Below are 16,730 nucleotides of genomic sequence, written 5' to 3' on the forward strand. Positions count from 1 at the left end.
GCCATGCTGATCCGGTCGGGGCCGCTTTTGCTGCTGGTGCTCGGCTTCAGCGGCTGCGCGCGCGTGGGGCCGGACTTCCAGCCGCCGGGCGAGGAATGGGTCAAACACTGGAGCACCCCGGCGCTGGAGAAAGCCAGTGAGCGGGGCGACAGCCCTGACCTGCGTCAGTGGTGGCAGGTCTTTAATGACCCGGTGCTCGACCAGTTGATCACTGACGCCGATGCCCACAACTCCAGCCTGAAAATCGCCGGCCTGCGGGTGATGGAAGCTCGGGCGCAATTGGGCATTGCCCAGGCCGGGCGCTATCCGCAACTTCAGCAGGCCAATGTCGATCTGCTTTATGCGGAGCGCCGCCAGTACAACGGCAGCAACCCAAAGAACAGCCGTTTCTGGCAATTCAGCGAAGGCTTGGACGTCGGTTGGGAACTGGACTTCTGGGGTCGTTTCAGCCGGGCGATCGAGTCCTCGGATGCCAGTTATTTTGCGGCCCAGGCCAACTATGAAGACGTGCTGGTGCTGTTGCGCGCGCAAGTGGCGGACACCTACTTTTCCATGCGCACCACCGAAGCGCGATTGCGCGTGGCACGGGACAACACCCAGCAGCAAAAGCGCAGCCTGGAGATCACGCGCAAGCTGTTCAACAGTGGCCAGACTGCTGAACTCGACCTGCAACAGGCCAAGACCCAATACCTCGGCACGCTGGCCAGCATCCCCAACCTTGAAGACCAGTTGCATCGAACCCGCAACGCCTTGTCGGTGCTGACCGGGCAGGCCCCGGGCGAGCTGCCGCAGGTGACTGAAAACCAGGAGCTGATCCCGTTGCTGGACCGCGCGGTGCTGAGAGACGTGCCGGCCAATCTGCTGCTGCGTCGCCCCGATGTGCGCGCCGCCGAGTTGAATGTCGCCGCGCAGTCGGCGTTGATCGGCGTGGCCGTCAGTGATTTCTATCCGTCGCTGACCTTGCTCGGCAGCATCGTCTGGACCGCGACTTCTGTGGGCGGTACGCCGAACAATCTGGACTTTGTCGGCGGCCCGAGCCTGCGCTGGAACCTGTTCGATCACGGCCAGATCAGCAACAACGTGCGGGTGCAGGATGCGCGTTTGCAGCAGTTGATCGAGACCTATCGCGACACCGTGCGCCAGGCCGCCCGGGAAGCCGACGATGCCGCCGGCGGCCTAAGCAAGTCTTTGGAACGCGAACGCATCCTGCGTCAGGCCGAGGTCGCGGCCAAGCGCTCGCTGGTGTTGGCGCGGGCGCAATACACTGAAGGCTTCTCCGACTTTCAGCGAGTGCTGGATGCGCAACGGGCGCTGCTCGAACAACAGGACAACTACCTGGTCAGCCGCAGCAACGCGGTGAGCAATCTGATTGCGCTGTACAAGGCCCTCGGCGGTGGTTGGTACGCCGCGCAGCCGATCGTTGATCGCGCCACGCAAAAGCAAATGGAAAAACGCACCGACTGGGGCGACTTGCTCGATGAGCCGGCCGCCACGCCGCCAGTCTTTCCCCAGCCCGACAAGGTGAACAAGCATGAGTGAAGCCGCGCAGCCCTCCGTCGAAGCGCCTGCACCCAAGGCGCCAACGCCGGTTGCCGACCCGGCGAAAAAAGGCATCAAGTGGGTGTTGCTGCTGATCCTCATCAGCCTCGCTTGGTACTTGTTGGCCGACCGCTTCACGCCTTACACGCAACAGGCGCGGGTCGGGGCGTTCGTGATTCCGGTGGCATCGGAAGTGGCGGGCCGGGTGATCCGGGTGAACGTGCGCAACAACCAGGACGTGCGGGCCGGGGACATCCTTTTCGAGGTCGATCCGCAGCCGTATCAGATTGCCGTGGATCGCGCCCGCGCCGACCTCGAATCGACCCGCCGCCAGATCGGCGCCAGCACCGCCGGCATCGCTTCGGCGCAAGCCTCGTTGCGTTCCGCCCAGGCCAACGAATTGAGGGCGCGGCAGGACAGTCAGCGCCTGGAAGGTTTGTATCGAGCGGATAAAGGCACGGTGTCGGTGCGCCTGCTGGAAGTGTCCCGGGCCAATCTCGAACAGGCCACCAGCCAGGTCGCGGCGGCGGAGGCCGAAGTGCTGCGGGCGAAGGAACAGGAGGGCGGTAGCGAGGCGGAAAATGCCTTGCTGCGCAGCGCGGCGACGGCGTTGTCAAAAGCCGAACTGGATTTGGCCAACACCCGCATCGGCGCGCGTTCGGCCGGGCTGATCACCGACCTGCGCACCGATGTTGGCCAGTTCACTGCCGGTGGCAGTCCGGTGATGACCCTGATCGCCATCCACGACGTGTGGATCAGTGCCGACATGACCGAGAACAACCTGGGCCTGGTCAGACCCGACACGCCAGTGGCCATCGTGCTGGATGCGTTGCCCGGCGAAGTGTTCGGCGGCCGGGTGCGCAGTGTCGGCTATGGCGTCAGTGTCGGCCAGACCACCACGCCCGGCACCTTGCCGAGCGTGCAGAACAGCCGCGACTGGTTGCGGCCGGCCCAGCGTTTTCCAGTGGTGATCGAGTTTGATGAAGATGCCTTGAACGCTTTGCGCGACAGTCGCGCCATCCGCGCGGGCGGGCAGGCGGAAGTGATGGCGTTTCCGGCGTCGGGTAATCCATTGAATCCGCTCGGCCGGGTGTTTTTACGCCTGATGAGCTGGTTGTCGTATGCCTACTAATCGCACGCCCCGGGATCAGCGTTCACTGCGGCTGGCCACGGGTACGGCGCTGTGCCTGGCCACGAGTTTCGGCCTGGCGTTGCCGATTCCTTTTCTTTCGCCGGTGCTGGCGTTGCTGTTTTTGGCCACGCTCAATCGGCCACTGCCGTTCAAGGCCGGCGTGGTGCTGGCACTGGTGGCGATGCTGACCACTGGCATCGGTTTGTTGCTGATTCCGCTGCTGGGGCATTACCCGGTCAGTGCGTTGTTGCTGATTGGCGTTAACTTGTTCCTGGTGTTTCGCTTTGGCCTGCGCGGCGGCAATAACCTGATCGTGACCTTTCTGGTGATCGGCCTGACCATGATTTCGGCGGCAGGGACCGCGAGTTTTGACTTGGCGCTGCTGGTGATTGGTGCGCTGGTCAAAGGGTTGCTGCTTGCCGTGTTGGTGGTGATCTTGAGTCATGGTCTGTTTCCCGAACCGGCCAATGCGCCGCCGTCACCTGTGCCCCCGATGCTTCCTGCCGAAGAGGTTGATCAAGTCGCGCTGCGGGCCACGCTGATCGTGTTGCCGGCGTTCCTGCTGGCGCTGATCGATCCGGCGAGCTATCTGCCGATCATCCTCAAAGCCGTCAGCCTGGGGCAGCAGAGTTCCACGACCACCGCGCGCAATGCCGGTCGCGAGTTGCTTGGTTCTACGCTGTTGGGCGGTGTGCTGGCGATTCTGTTCTGGTGCGCGTTGAGCCTGTTTGTGCACCTGTGGATGTTCTTCCTGTGGATGCTGCTGTTCGGCCTGGTGCTGGCGCGCAAACTCTATGCGCTGAGCCCGACTCGTTTCAGTCCGGGGTTCTGGCTGAATACGCTGATCACGCTGATTATCCTGCTCGGCCAATCGGTGCAGGACAGCGCCGCTGGCAAGGATGTCTACACCGCGTTCGCCGTGCGCATGGGGCTGTTTATCGCGGTGACGGTGTATGCCTGGCTGATGGTGCATCTGCTGGAACAACGCCGGGTGAGACTAGCCTGAACCCAGGCTGAACGGCTCTGCGGTGGGCAGCGCTTTGGAGGAGGGCTGGCCTTACACTTCGGCACTCGTCCAACCCCTGAAGTCAAAGCCATGTCTGAAGCGTTCGAAGTCCCCAGCCCTCACGAACATCATGTCGAACACGTCACGCATCACGCGCATGGCACCGGCGATAACTTCGCCAGCAAAATCGCAGTGATGACCGCGATCATGGCAACCATCGGCGCCTTGCTCAGCTATCAGGCGGGCTCCACGGAGAGCGAAGCGGCGATGGACAAGAACAACGCCGCCATCGAGAAAACCGAAGCGTCTAACCAGTGGAATTATTACCAGGCCAAATCCAGTCGACAGAACCTGTCCGAACTGGCGACCCATATCCCCGGGATCGACGCGGCGCACTACGCGGCCGAAGCCGAGCGTTACAAGAAAGAAAAGGAAGTCGTGCGCAAGAAAGCCGAAGCGCTGGAAGAAGAGGTGCGGGTGTGGGATGAAAAGTCAGAGCAGGCCCTGCATCAGCATCACCGCTGGGCCCAAGCGATGACCGCGATCCAGATCGCGATCTCCCTGGCAGCAATCACCTTGCTGACCCGCAAGGAATGGCTGAAAAAAGTCGCCTACACCGCGGCGGGCGCCAGTGTGGTGCTGGGCACGTTGGCGTGGTTGCAACTGTAAAAGGACAGGCCTGCCTGCACACCAATCCCCCTGTGGGAGCGAGCCTGCTCGCGAAAGCTATTTACCCTTCAACATTGATATCGACTGACCCACCGCCTTCGCGAGCAAGCCCGCTCCCACAGGTAATCTGTGGTGGATGGAAATGGTGTGTACGACCCCAAACCACTGTGGGAGCGGGCTTGCTCGCGAAAGCTATTTCCCATTCAACATTGATATCGACTGACCCACCGCCTTCGCGAGCAGGCTCGCTCCCACAGGGGATCTGTGGTGGATGGAGAGGTCGTGTGCGACCCCGAACCACTGTGGGAGCGGGCTTGCTCGCGAAAGCTATCTACCATTCAACATTGATATCGACTGACCCACCGCCTTCGCGAGCAGGCTCGCTCCCACAGGGGATCTGTGGCGAATGGAGATGTTGTGTACGACCCCAAATTACTGTGGGAGCGGGCTTGCTCGCGAAAGCTATTTAACCTTCAACATTGATATCGACTGACCCACCGCCTTCGCGAGCAAGCCCGCTCCCACAGGTAATTTGTGGTGGATGGAAATGGTGTGTACGACGCCAAACCACTGTGGGAGCGAGCTTGCTCGCGAAAGCTATCTAACATTCAACATTGATACTGGCTGACCCACCGCCATCGCGAGCAAGCTCGCTCCCACAGGGGATTTGTGGTGGATGCAGACTTGTGGGGGAGATCAATCCCGCCGAATCTGCCACAGCTCTTCAATGGTCTCGATCAGCGCGTCATACGACACCGGTTTGCCCAGATGCCGGTCGAAGCCGGATTTTCGGGATTTCTCGATGTCGCTTTCGGCGCCGTAGCCGGTCAGGGCGATGGCCGGGACTTGTTTGATGTGCGGCAGTTCTCGCAAGGCGCGCATCAGGTCATGGCCGCTCATGCCCGGCATGCCCACGTCGGACACCACCACGTCATATCGACCGGTCTGGGCGGCTTCCAGCGCCTGGCGTGGCTCGGTGAAGTCGATGACCCGGGCGTCTTCCATTTCCAACAGAATTTTCAGGGTGTCCAGCACGTCCCGAGAGTCATCCACCAGCAACACCGTGAGCCCGGCAAGACGCCCGGACTGTTCGCCGGTCTGCGTCGATGGCGCCACCAAGTCATGGGGCTGTCTCAAGGGCAGCAGGACGGTAAAAGTACAACCCTGGCCCAGCCCGGCGGATTGCACCTCGACACTACCCCCATGCGCTTCGGTCAACTGGCGTACCAGCGACAGGCCGATACCCAGGCCATCCCGTTGATGGGTTGCATGCTGATTGGCGGCCTGGCCGAACAGATCGAACACCTGATGCAGGCTCTCAGCGCTGAGGCCCACGCCGCTGTCGCGCACATCCAGTCGCGCCATGCCTCCAACGCGGGCGGTGACCAACTGAATCTTGCCGCTGGTGGGCGTGAACTTCAGGGCGTTGTTCACCAGATTCCAGACAATTTGTTCGACCCGGGTAGGGTCGGCATCGATCACCAGAGGCTCCGGCATTTGCACCGACATGTCGACGTCCGGGTTGTCATTCGTCACCACCTGATAAATGTCTTGCAGCATCCGGTTCAAGTCCACGGCGCTGCGCTTGAGCCGCAGCTTGCCGGTGCGCACCCGGGCGACATCGAGCAAATCGTCAATGATCCGGGCCTGGCTGCTGACCGCCTCGCAAATGGTACTGACGGCTTTTTCCGCCGGCGTCGCGGATTTGATAACGGGCAGGCGCCGTAGCAGTTCGGCGTTGAGTTGAATCAGGTTCAGCGGGTGCTTGAGCTCATGGGACATCACCGCAAAGAACTCGTCCTTCAAGTGGTTGCTGCTCTTGATGTCGGACAGTTCCTGGTTTTGCTCGTCGTGCAGGCGCATGCGTTCCTGGCCCATGCGCAGCTCTTCTTCGGCGGCGCGGCGCTTGGTGATGTCGATGAAGGTCAGCACCGTGCCGTCGATATGATTTTCGCTGGAGCGGTAGGGCAGGATCCGGGCGATGTACCAACGGTTGTCGGTGCTGCTGACTTCACGCTCGATCATGTTCAAGGACTCGAACACCAGCGCCGCGTCACCTGCCAGATCTTCGTAATCGAGGCGATGGGTGATGTCGAGCAACGAGCGTCCGGTGTCCACCGGCAACATGCTGAAGATGTCGGTAGCCCGGGGCGTGAACCACTTGATGCGCAGTTTGCTGTCGACGAACACCGTGGCGATATCGGTGGAGGCGATCAGGTTGGTCAGGTAGTCGTTGATCTTGTCGGTTTCTTCGACTTTGGTTTTCAGCTCGAAGTTGACGGTCAATAACTCTTCGTTGATCGACTGCAGCTCTTCCTTGCTGGTTTCCAGCTCTTCGGTGGCCGAGCGCAGTTCTTCGTTGATCGCCTGCATTTCTTCGTTGGAAGCCTTGAGCTCTTCGCTGGAGACTTCCGATTGTTCGATGGTGTCCTGCAACTGCAACTTGGTGCGTTGCAGTTCCCGCTCAAGGTTGGAAAGCACCTGGTTTTCCGATTGCAGCGCGATACCGGTAGCGACTTCGGCAGCGCCGACTTCGACTTCCTCGAAAATCACCAAAACGAATTCGCTGTCCGATTCTTCGTCGCGGTAAGGATGGGCCAAAAGGTCGACTTTAAAGGTGCGATCCTCGCGTTTGATCACCACCGCCCGAGACTTCACCACCTGACTGCTTTGTTGCGCCTGGAACAGCGTGGTGCGCACTTCCAGGCGCAGATCCGGAATAATCAGCGTCAGCAAGTTGCGTGATAGCTCGCCGCCGACGTGCCGCAGGAAACGCCCCGAACTTTCGCTCATGTGCAGGATGTCGGCATTCGCGTCGACGATCATGCTCGGCGGTGCGGAGTGTTCCAGGGCGCGTTGATGGATGTCGGCAAACGACAGTTTGCGCGGTGTACTGCTCTGCGGGACCGGTTGGGAAATGTCGGTGCGCACGTAGCCTCCACGGGGCATCGCTGGGGGACGGCGGCTGTTGCCGGCGCCAGTCTTGGCCCGGAAGATCCGGTTACGCTTGTCCACTGGAGCAAACAGGTCGTGGCAGGCGTCCGCGCTCTCGGACGTGCCGAGGAACAGGAAGCCGCCAGGACGCAGGGCAAAGTGGAACATTTGCAGGATCTCGCGCTGGACCTCGCGATCCAGATAAATCAGCAGGTTGCGACAGACGATCAGGTCCATGTGCGAGAACGGTGGATCGGACAACAGGCTGTGCTTGGCAAACAAGACCTTTTCGCGCAGCTCTTTGCGAATCCGGTAATGCAGGTCTTCCTTGCTGAAGTAATGCCGCAGTCGAGTCGGCGGCACATCGGTGATGATCGCTTGCGGGTACAGCCCGCTGCGGCCGACGCTGATGGCGCGCTCGTCGATGTCGGTGGCGAACAACTGCAATGTGGCCTGACTGGCGTCCAGTTGCATCTGATCGCTGAGCAGCATGGCCAGGCTGTAGACTTCCTCGCCGGTGGAGCAGCCCGCCGACCAGACGCGGATTTCTTCTTTGTCGGGATGGGCCGAGATGGCAGCGCTGACCAGTTGCGGCACCACGTCCCGTTCCAGCGCTTCAAAGGCCTCGCGGTCGCGGAAGAAGTTGGTCACGCCGATCAGCATGTCGGCCAACAGTGCCTTGGTTTCTTCGGGGCTGTTTTGCAGGTAGTGGTAATAAGCGGCCAGGTCGGGCTGCGCCGTGACCTGCATGCGCCGTTCGATGCGGCGCAGCACGGTGGCGCGCTTGTAGTGCTTGAAGTCATGGCCGGTGCCAGCGCGCAACTGGATCAGGATGCTGTGCAGCAATTGTTCGGCGGTCGCGGCTTCACGCTCATCGACCGAGGCGAAGCTTTGCAGGTCGGGATCGTTGGCCGTGGGCAGGGTGATGGACTTGGCATTGCGCCACAACTCCAGCAGTTTTTGCGGCATTTCCACCACGGGCAAAATCAGGTCGACCATTTGCGTTTCGATGGCAGCCCGGGGCATGCCGTCGAACTCGGCGTCTTCCGGCGCCTGGGCCAGGGTCACGCCGCCCTGTTCCTTGATTCGCGACAAACCGACGGCGCCATCGGAGCCTGTGCCGGACAACACCAGGCAAAAGGCCCGTTCACGGTGTACATCGGCCAGGTTACGGAAGAACAGATCGATGGCTGAGGTCCGACCCAGGCGCGGGTCGGACGGGCTGACCTCAAGGTAACCGTCATTCATGGTCAGCCGGTGCGCCGGAGAAATCACATACACATGATTACGTTCGATGGGCACGGTTTCGGTGACCTGCAGGACCGGCATGTGCGTCGATTCCTGGATGATCTTGTCGGCAATGCTTTCGTGATCCGGCGACAGGTGAAGAATGATCACGAACGCCATGCCGTTGTCCTGGGGCATGTTGTCGAAAAACAACTTGATCGCTTGCAGTCCACCGGCGGACGCGCCAATACCCACGACACCAAAATCGAGTGGGTGAAAGGGATGCTGCGGTGAATCGGTAACGGTGGACTTTGGGTCGGATGAAGTTGTCATGCATATGCCTTGGAAAGCGACGGCCTGACGCCGCTACAAAATAAATAGGCTTGTGCCTGCTTCGTGAATCAATAGCAGGACGCGATCAATTACTTGTATTAAATCAACGCGAACCGGATGGCGGAGAAATTTAGCATTCTATACGGGATACGGGTGGACGTTTGTTCGGGGGGACTGAGTGGACCAATTGATGTGCCAAGTGTACGGGCTCAGTCTTTTAAGCTTAGTCGATTATCAAGTAATCAACGGCGGCGGGGGAAGGTTCCCGGTCGCACTGATAAATGGCCCGGTGCACATAGAACCTGTGGCGAGGGAGCTTGCTCCCGCTGGGTCGCGAAGCGGCCCCAAAACCTGCACTGCGGTGTAACAGACAAACCGCAGGCGATGGTTTTACGACTGCTTCGCAGCCGAGCGGGAGCAAGCTCCCTCGCCACAAGGACAGTGTTCTCCCTTGGTTGAGCGGCGCTAATTCAATGCCCACCAACCACCATATGGCTGAACGGCGCCACATATGCCTGCAACGTCACCAATCCGCCGACCAGTATCGCCAGCACGATGGAGTGGAAGAACACATAGCGCAGAATCTCCCCTTCATGCCCATACCAGCGGGTAGCGGTGGAGGCGACCACGATGGACTGGGCGTCGACCATTTTGCCCATGACCCCGCCGGAACTGTTGGCGGCGGCCATCAATACCGGGCTGATCCCCAGTTGTTCGGAGGTCACCCGTTGCAAGCCGCCGAACAGCACGTTGGAGGCGGTATCCGAGCCCGTCAACGCGACGCCGAGCCAGCCGAGCAGGGTGCCGAACATCGGGTAGAAAATCCCGGTGGCGGCGAACGCCAGGCCCATGGTCGCGTCCAGTCCCGAATAGCGCGTCAGATAGCCCAAGGCAAGCATTGCGGCAATGGTGATCAGCGAAAAACGCACCACCCACAAGGTTCGCAGGTATTGGCGCGCCAGTTGCGGAATCGAATAACCCATCAGCAAACCGCCGAGGATCGCCGCGAAAAAGATGCCGCTGCCGGTCGCGGTGAACCAGGTGAATTTGTAGATCGCGTCTTCGGTTTTTGGCGTCGGCACCACGGGCGGCACTTTTTCGACCTGCTGGTGCAGGGTGGTGAAAGTCAGTGCCGGGGAGAAGATCGGATTTGCCTCACGCAACGGCTTGCCCTGCGGGTCGAGCGTGGCGGCGTGGGTTTGTGGATCAATGACGGCGCGGGTATCGAACAGGTTCTTGAAGCCCTGGGTGCCCCAGGCGAACACGAAGACCGTGAGGATGATCCACGGCATCCACGCGCGCATGACCGCCGGTTTGGCATCGCTGGCAAACGTCGCACTGGCCTCGGGTTTTTGCTCATGCTCGGGGTCGATTTTCGAGTTGTCGACGCGTCCGGAAAGCGCGGCTGAGGTATGCACGGTGGCGGGTTTCCAGACCTTGAGGAAACCGGTCAGGCAGGCCATGGAAATCAATGCGGCGATCACGTCCACCAGCATCGGCCCGTGGTAGTTGGAGACGATGAATTGCGGCACCGCGAAACTGACCCCGGCCACCAGAATCGCCGGCCAGATTTCCAGCATCTTGCGCCAACCGGCGAACGCCCAGATCAACCAGAACGGCACCAGCACCGAGAAGAACGGCAGTTGCCGGCCGACCATCATCGACAGCTCCATTTCATCCAGCCCGGTGACTTTGGCCAGGGTGATGATCGGTGTGCCGAGGGCGCCGAAGGCTACTGGCGCGGTGTTGGCGATCAGCGCCAGGCCGGACGCAGCCAGAGGCGAGAAGCCGAGGCCGATCAGAATCGCCCCGGTCACCGCCACCGGCGTGCCGAACCCGGCCGCGCCTTCAAAGAACGCACCGAAGCAGAAGGCGATCAACAGCAATTGCAGACGCCGGTCGTCGGTGATGCGCGCCAGCGAATCCTGCAGCACCTTGAACGAACCGTTCTCGGTGGTCAGGCGGTGCAGGAAGATGATGTTGAGCACGATCCAGCCAATCGGTAGCAGCCCGTTGGCCGCACCGAATAACGCCGCCGTGCCCGCCATGTTCGCCGGCATGCCGAAGACGAAAATGGCGATCAGCAAGGCCGAGGCCAGGGCCAGCAGTGCCGCCATGTGCGCCTTGATATGAAAAAACGCCAGGGAGGCCAGCATCACCACCACCGGCACTGCTGCCATGACGGTTGATAACACCGGGTTGCCGAACGGGTCGTAGATTTGCTGCCAGACCATGTTCCACCTCTGCTTTTTATTGTTGGAAGCGCAGATCCATTGCGGTTAGGTGGTTGGAGTATAGGTGGCATTTAGCCGCTGTCCTGGCGGGGTAGGATTGCGGCTCTTTGCTTACCAGCAGCCACAGAGATCCCTTGTGGGAGCGGGCTTGCTCGCGAAGGCGGTGTGTCAGTCACCATCACTATCGACTGGCAGACCGCTTTCGCGAGCAAGCCCGCTCCCACAGGGAATTGCGCTCGGCAAGGCATCGGCGGTGGATGCTGGATCCAGGCCCATCCGCAAAAAGAGCACGTACATCCAATTTTCCCTCGCCTGACCCCGGCACTATCGGATCAAGTGCCGGCGAAGCCATGCCGGTGATTTTTCAATGGGATGGACGGGCCATGAATGCATCGGGCTGGGATGAACGGTCGCGGGACCTGGGGCTGCTGTTTTTGCGGGTCAGCGGTGGGCTGTTTCTGCTGTGGGTCCACGGCTTGCCCAAGCTGCTGAATTACACCGAGCAACTTCAACAGATCGAAGACCCGTTCCACCTCGGCGCCAACCTCACGCTGATCCTGGCGATTTTCGCCGAAGTGCTGTGCCCGCTGCTGATCGTCGCCGGGGTGCTGGTGCGTCTGGCGTGTTTGCCTATTCTGGTGGTGCTGTTAGTGGCGCTGGTGATCGTGCATCCGCAATGGAGCCTGTTCGAAGGACAGTTCGGCTGGCTGCTGTTGATTGTGTTCACCAGCATCCTTATCGCCGGGCCTGGACGGTTGGCGCTCAATCATCGATTCGCCGGAGTTTTGCGTTATGCCTGAGTCTTTCACCACCGCTGCCACCACGCGGCCGGGTTTCGATGAGATCGTGACCCTCATCATCAAGCACCGGGTCAAGGCCGGTTTTGAAGCACCGTATGAAGCCTGGTTGCGCAACATCGTGACGATCGCCGGGCAGCAGGAAGGGCATTTGGGCGTGGACGTGATGCGCGGCAAAAACGCCGGCCTCGACATGTACACCTGCGTGCTGCGTTTTTGCTCCACCGAGGCGATGCAACACTGGCTGGATTCGCCGCAGCGCCTTGAATTGGTCAACGAAGCCACGCCGATGCTGGCCGACGGCGACCAGACCGAGGTCAACCCGGTCAATGAATTCTGGTTTGCGCCAACCGCCGATGCCGCTTCGCCACCGCCACCGCGCTGGAAGCAAGCCGTGGTGACGTTGCTGGTGATTCTGCCGCACACCTTGCTGGTGCCGCTGCTCTGGGGGCCGCTGCTCAAGCTCCACCCCATCCTGTCCAATTACGTGCTCGCCACGTTCCTGATCACCGTGACCATCGTGGTGTCGGTGGTGTACCTGTTCATGCCCAGGGCGACCCGATTGTTCGCGCCCTGGCTTTCTCATTCCCCTGCGACGAAGGAAACGCGATGAACGCCGATCTGATTCTATTCAATGGCCAATTCCATACCGTTGACCGCGAAAACCCTCTGGCCAGTGCGGTCGCGATCAAGGACGGGCGCTTTGTCGCGGTCGGCAATGACGGCGAAGCCATGGCCCTGCGCGGCTCGGGCACCCAGGTCATCGACCTCAAGGGCCGCTGCGTCATCCCCGGCCTCAACGACTCGCACCTGCACCTGATCCGTGGCGGCCTCAATTACAACCTCGAACTGCGCTGGGAAGGCGTGCCTTCGCTGGTTGATGCCCTGCGCATGCTCAAGGATCAGGCCGACCGCACGCCGACCCCGCAATGGGTGCGTGTGGTGGGCGGCTGGAATGAATTCCAGTTCGCTGAAAAACGCATGCCGACCCTGGAAGAGTTGAACCAGGCCGCGCCAGACACCCCGGTGTTCGTCCTGCACTTGTATGACCGTGCCTTGCTCAACCGCGCGGCGCTGCGGGTTGCCGGCTACACCCGCGACACGCCAAACCCGCCGGGCGGCGAAATCGTGCGGGATGCAAATGGCAACCCGACCGGCATGCTGGTCGCGCGTCCGAACGCGATGATCCTCTACTCGACCCTGGCCAAAGGGCCGAAGCTGCCTCTGGAATATCAGGTCAACTCGACCCGCCAGTTCATGCGCGAACTCAATCGCCTCGGCCTGACCAGCGCCATCGATGCTGGCGGCGGTTTCCAGAACTATCCGGACGATTACCAGGTGATCGAGCAGTTGGCGAAGGACCAACAACTGACCATCCGCATCGCCTACAACCTGTTCACCCAGAAGCCGAAAGAAGAACTCAGCGACTTCAAGAACTGGACGTCGAGCGTGACCCTGCATCAGGGCGACGACTACCTGCGGCACAACGGCGCCGGCGAGATGCTGGTGTTCTCGGCGGCGGATTTCGAGGACTTCCTCGAACCGCGCCCGGACTTGCCGCAAACCATGGAAGACGAGCTGGAACCGGTGGTGCGCCACTTGGTGGAACAGCGCTGGCCGTTCCGTTTGCACGCCACTTACAACGAATCCATCAGCCGCATGCTCGACGTGTTCGAGAAGGTCAATCGCGACATTCCGTTCAACGGTTTGCCGTGGTTTTTCGACCACGCCGAAACCATCACCCCGCAGAACATCGAGCGGGTGAGGGCGCTGGGCGGTGGCATTGCGATCCAGGACCGGATGGCGTTCCAGGGCGAGTATTTCGTCGAGCGCTATGGCGCCAAAGCCGCCGAAGCCACGCCGCCGATCAAGCGCATGTTGGCCGAGGGTGTACCGGTCGGCGCCGGCACCGACGCTACGCGGGTGTCCAGCTACAATCCTTGGACCTCGCTGTACTGGATGGTCAGCGGCCGTACCGTCGGTGGTCTGGAATTGCACGCTGAAGGTTTGTCGCGACTGACCGCCCTGGAGCTGTTCACCCACGGCAGCGCCTGGTTCTCGTCCGAACAGGGCAAGAAAGGCCAGATCAAGATTGGGCAATTGGCTGACGTCGCCGCCCTCAGCGCTGACTTCTTCAGCGTGGACGAGGAAGCGATCAAGTGGATCGAGTCCGTGTTGACCGTGGTCGGCGGCAAAGTGGTGTATGCCGCCGGTGACTTCGAGAAACTCGGCCCGGCCAGCGTGCCGGTGCTGCCGGACTGGTCGCCAGTGGTGAAAGTCCCTGGCCACTGGCGCCCGACGTCGCCGATGCAGGCCCAGGTTCACCATTGCAGCGGGCCGTGTGGCGTGCACTCCCACAGCCATGAAAAGGCGCGCCTGTCGAATGCGCCGGTCAGCGATTTTGCGGGTTTCTGGGGCGCCTTTGGCTGCTCGTGCTTCGCCTTCTGAAGATCATAAAAAAGCGCCGGCCCAACATGCCGGCGCTATTGGCACCATCCCACTACCGAGGAGTTTCACATGAGCAACGTTCCGTACAAACGCCTGAACAAAGACGACGCCGTTGTACTGTTGGTTGACCACCAGACCGGCCTGATCTCGTTGGTGCAGGATTTCTCGCCCAACGAATTCAAGAACAACGTACTGGCCCTCGGGGACCTGGCCAAGTTCTTCAAACTGCCGACCATCCTCACCACCAGCTTCGAAAACGGCCCGAACGGCCCGATGGTGCCTGAGCTCAAAGAACTGTTCCCGGACGCGCCGTACATCCCGCGTCCAGGCCAGATCAACGCCTGGGACAACGAAGACTTCGTCAAAGCCGTCAAGGCTACCGGCCGCAAGCAACTGATCATTGCCGGTGTGGTGACTGACGTGTGCGTGACCTTCCCAACCTTGTCGGCCCTGGCTGAAGGGTTTGAAGTGTTCGTGGTGACCGATGCTTCGGGCACCTTCAACGAAACCGTGCAACAAGCTGCTTGGGCGCGCATGTCGGCGGCCGGTGCACAACTGGTGAACTGGTTCTCCGTGGCCTGCGAGCTGCAAGGCGACTGGCGCAACGACATGGAAGGCCTGGCCAACCTGCTGTCGCCGCGCATTCCGAACTATCGCAACCTGATGAACAGCTATTCGGTGTTGACCGCCAAGTAAGTCTCCACGCATAAAAAAATACCCGCCAATGTGCGGGTATTTTTCTATCTGACCAAATCCCGTAGCAGCTGCCGAGCCTGCGAGGCTGCGTTCGGCGGCGAAGCCGTCGTCAGTCCTGCCACCTCGGTTTACCTGAAACACCGCAGCGACTGGTTTTACGACGGCTTCGCCGCCGAACGCAGCCTCGCGGTGCTCGGCAGCTGCTACGGGGGCGTTTTGTTGGTGCATCAGCGTTTTTGTAGCCACCCCAGAAAACCACCTTTCTTGACCGGCGCCGGCACGGCCATCAACGCCAGCCGACTGTTCTGCTGCCGCACCGCCTGTAATTTGTTCAACGCCCGTCCAACCTCACCACGCTGCGCCATGCAATCGCGGGTCAGGGACTTGTCGATCCGGTAAATGATGCACGACGTCAGCGCCGTAAAGCTGGCCTGTGAAGGTGTGTCGGTGAGGATGCTCTGTTCGCCCATGACTTCACTCGGCCCCATGCGCCCGGCTTCGGTTTGCCCGGTGCCATCGGGCACGGTGGCGCTGACCACGCCGGTCGCGATCACGAAGAGGCTGTCTGGCACTTCATTCAATTCCAGCACCACCTGACCCGCCGTGTACTGCTGCGGGACCATAGCTTGCGCCAGTCGATCACGTTCATCCTCGCTCAGGGAACGGAAGATTTTCACCTCGTCCAGCAATGCCCGAGCGCGGGTCGATGGCTCGATCACGCCATCGAGCTGCCGGGAAATCCCTGCCGCTTCCAGATGCCGATGGGCCAAGTCGAACAGTTGATTGCGCACGTCACCTTTTTTGCTCAGTTCCGCGATAAACCCGCTGGCCACGTAGATGGACATGGTTTCGCCAGCCTCTTTCAGCACGGCTTTCGGCGCCGGGTTCAGCAGCAACGTGCTGCTGCCCTGAAGCGTACGATCCAGCGCATCCAGCACCCGACGCGGACGAATATGATTCGGCACCTGAATGCTGATCGACACGCCGTGCATGTTGTTTGGCCGGCTCAGGTTGACGATCTTCGCCTTGGCCGCCACCGAGTTCGGCACCACCGCCATGGTGCCGGCGCTGGTGAGCAAATGCGTGGCGCGCCAATCGATGTCGAGCACCTTGCCTTCAACGCCGTCGATCACCACCAAATCATCCACCTGATACGGCTTGGTGGTGTTGAGTACGATCCCGGAAAACACATCGCTCAAGGTGCTTTGCAACGCCAGACCGACCACTATCGCCACCACCCCGGACGTCGCCAGCAAGCCCTTGACCGGCAGCTCCAGCACATAACCGGCCGCCGCGACGATCGCCACCAGAAACACCAACGCACCGATGACGTCCTGCAACAAGCGCCCGCTGTGGCCGATGCGACGCATCAGCACCAGGCCGATGACTTCGGTCAGCACCCGCGCGGCGTACAGCCACCAGATAATCCCCAGCGCTGTGGCCCCGAGCTGCGCCACGCGATCGTCGGCAAACAGCGGCGCCTGCAACGGGCTGACACCAGCGTTGATGATCACCGCGCTGAAGATCATGAACAGCGCCAGGCGCAGGCCAATGCGGATCACGCGTTTCTGCAATGGCGCGAGGTGCCAGAGCAGGGCGTCGATCACCAGCAACAGGGCGCTCCAGGACAGGGGATGGTCGTAGACAAAGGACATGGCGGAACTCCGGATGAAAGTGAGATCGCTACGAGCTCTCGTAGCAGCTGTCGAGCACCG

At 61.0% G+C, this 16,730-nt stretch carries 11 protein-coding genes; 8 read left to right on the forward strand and 3 right to left on the reverse strand.

From position 1 onward, the window contains the following. Nucleotides 1-3 precede the first annotated feature (3 nt). From NK667_RS07265 to NK667_RS07280, 4 genes are all read left to right on the forward strand, one after another. On the forward strand, nucleotides 4-1,539 hold the full coding sequence (locus NK667_RS07265; RefSeq protein WP_054616220.1) for an efflux transporter outer membrane subunit: 1,536 nt from the start codon (nucleotides 4-6) through the stop codon (nucleotides 1,537-1,539). Continuing rightward, nucleotides 1,532-2,671, forward strand: a complete 1,140-nt coding sequence (locus NK667_RS07270) for an HlyD family secretion protein (RefSeq protein WP_054054557.1) — start codon at nucleotides 1,532-1,534, stop codon at nucleotides 2,669-2,671. The genes NK667_RS07265 and NK667_RS07270 overlap by 8 nt, the downstream gene beginning before the upstream one ends. Then, a complete protein-coding gene (locus NK667_RS07275; protein ID WP_054614201.1) occupies nucleotides 2,661-3,677 on the forward strand; it encodes a DUF2955 domain-containing protein in 1,017 nt (338 codons plus the stop codon). Before NK667_RS07270 ends, NK667_RS07275 begins: the two co-directional genes overlap by 11 nt. A gap of 90 nt (nucleotides 3,678-3,767) precedes the next feature. Further along, nucleotides 3,768-4,346 (forward strand): DUF4337 domain-containing protein, encoded by a 579-nt coding sequence (locus NK667_RS07280; RefSeq protein ID WP_054614202.1) that lies wholly within the window; start codon nucleotides 3,768-3,770, stop codon nucleotides 4,344-4,346. Nucleotides 4,347-5,042: 696 nt separating this feature from the next. Here NK667_RS07280 and NK667_RS07285 read toward each other — a convergent pair. Beyond that, on the reverse strand, nucleotides 5,043-8,840 hold the full coding sequence (locus NK667_RS07285) for a CheR family methyltransferase (protein ID WP_054614203.1): 3,798 nt from the start codon (nucleotides 8,838-8,840) through the stop codon (nucleotides 5,043-5,045). Nucleotides 8,841-9,310: 470 nt separating this feature from the next. Further along, entirely contained in the window at nucleotides 9,311-11,074 is a 1,764-nt protein-coding gene (locus tag NK667_RS07290) for an L-lactate permease (protein ID WP_054614204.1), read from the reverse strand. 383 nt (nucleotides 11,075-11,457) lie between these two features. On the opposite strand from NK667_RS07290, the gene NK667_RS07295 reads away from it, so the two are divergent. From NK667_RS07295 to ycaC, 4 genes are all read left to right on the forward strand, one after another. Further along, nucleotides 11,458-11,874, forward strand: a complete 417-nt coding sequence (locus NK667_RS07295) for a DoxX family protein (RefSeq protein WP_054054547.1) — start codon at nucleotides 11,458-11,460, stop codon at nucleotides 11,872-11,874. Next, on the forward strand, nucleotides 11,867-12,484 hold the full coding sequence (locus NK667_RS07300; protein WP_054614205.1) for an antibiotic biosynthesis monooxygenase: 618 nt from the start codon (nucleotides 11,867-11,869) through the stop codon (nucleotides 12,482-12,484). Before NK667_RS07295 ends, NK667_RS07300 begins: the two co-directional genes overlap by 8 nt. Then, nucleotides 12,481-14,319: an amidohydrolase gene (locus NK667_RS07305; RefSeq protein ID WP_054054543.1), complete on the forward strand. Its 1,839-nt coding sequence runs from the start codon at nucleotides 12,481-12,483 to the stop codon at nucleotides 14,317-14,319. The genes NK667_RS07300 and NK667_RS07305 overlap by 4 nt, the downstream gene beginning before the upstream one ends. A 69-nt stretch (nucleotides 14,320-14,388) precedes the next feature. After that, nucleotides 14,389-15,015: an isochorismate family cysteine hydrolase YcaC gene (gene ycaC, locus NK667_RS07310; RefSeq protein WP_054054541.1), complete on the forward strand. Its 627-nt coding sequence runs from the start codon at nucleotides 14,389-14,391 to the stop codon at nucleotides 15,013-15,015. A gap of 227 nt (nucleotides 15,016-15,242) precedes the next feature. On the opposite strand, the gene NK667_RS07315 is transcribed toward ycaC, so the two are convergent. Beyond that, the gene (locus NK667_RS07315; RefSeq protein ID WP_054614206.1) at nucleotides 15,243-16,670 is read right to left on the reverse strand and encodes a mechanosensitive ion channel family protein; all 1,428 of its coding nucleotides are present in this window, start codon (nucleotides 16,668-16,670) and stop codon (nucleotides 15,243-15,245) included. Between the last annotated feature and the right edge of the window lie 60 nt (nucleotides 16,671-16,730).

This window comes from Pseudomonas nunensis, from assembly GCF_024296925.1.
GTDB classification, from domain to species: domain Bacteria; phylum Pseudomonadota; class Gammaproteobacteria; order Pseudomonadales; family Pseudomonadaceae; genus Aquipseudomonas; species Aquipseudomonas nunensis.

Bases quoted from the DNA above. Each gene is read 5' to 3' on its own strand.
- NK667_RS07265 (WP_054616220.1), top strand. From the start codon at position 4: ATGCTGATCCGGTCGGGGCCGCTTTTGCTGCTGGTGCTCGGCTTCAGC.
- NK667_RS07270 (WP_054054557.1), top strand. From the start codon at position 1,532: ATGAGTGAAGCCGCGCAGCCCTCCGTCGAAGCGCCTGCACCCAAGGCG.
- NK667_RS07275 (WP_054614201.1), top strand. From the start codon at position 2,661: ATGCCTACTAATCGCACGCCCCGGGATCAGCGTTCACTGCGGCTGGCC.
- NK667_RS07280 (WP_054614202.1), top strand. From the start codon at position 3,768: ATGTCTGAAGCGTTCGAAGTCCCCAGCCCTCACGAACATCATGTCGAA.
- NK667_RS07285 (WP_054614203.1), bottom strand. From the start codon at position 8,840: ATGACAACTTCATCCGACCCAAAGTCCACCGTTACCGATTCACCGCAG.
- NK667_RS07290 (WP_054614204.1), bottom strand. From the start codon at position 11,074: ATGGTCTGGCAGCAAATCTACGACCCGTTCGGCAACCCGGTGTTATCA.
- NK667_RS07295 (WP_054054547.1), top strand. From the start codon at position 11,458: ATGAATGCATCGGGCTGGGATGAACGGTCGCGGGACCTGGGGCTGCTG.
- NK667_RS07300 (WP_054614205.1), top strand. From the start codon at position 11,867: ATGCCTGAGTCTTTCACCACCGCTGCCACCACGCGGCCGGGTTTCGAT.
- NK667_RS07305 (WP_054054543.1), top strand. From the start codon at position 12,481: ATGAACGCCGATCTGATTCTATTCAATGGCCAATTCCATACCGTTGAC.
- ycaC (WP_054054541.1), top strand. From the start codon at position 14,389: ATGAGCAACGTTCCGTACAAACGCCTGAACAAAGACGACGCCGTTGTA.
- NK667_RS07315 (WP_054614206.1), bottom strand. From the start codon at position 16,670: ATGTCCTTTGTCTACGACCATCCCCTGTCCTGGAGCGCCCTGTTGCTG.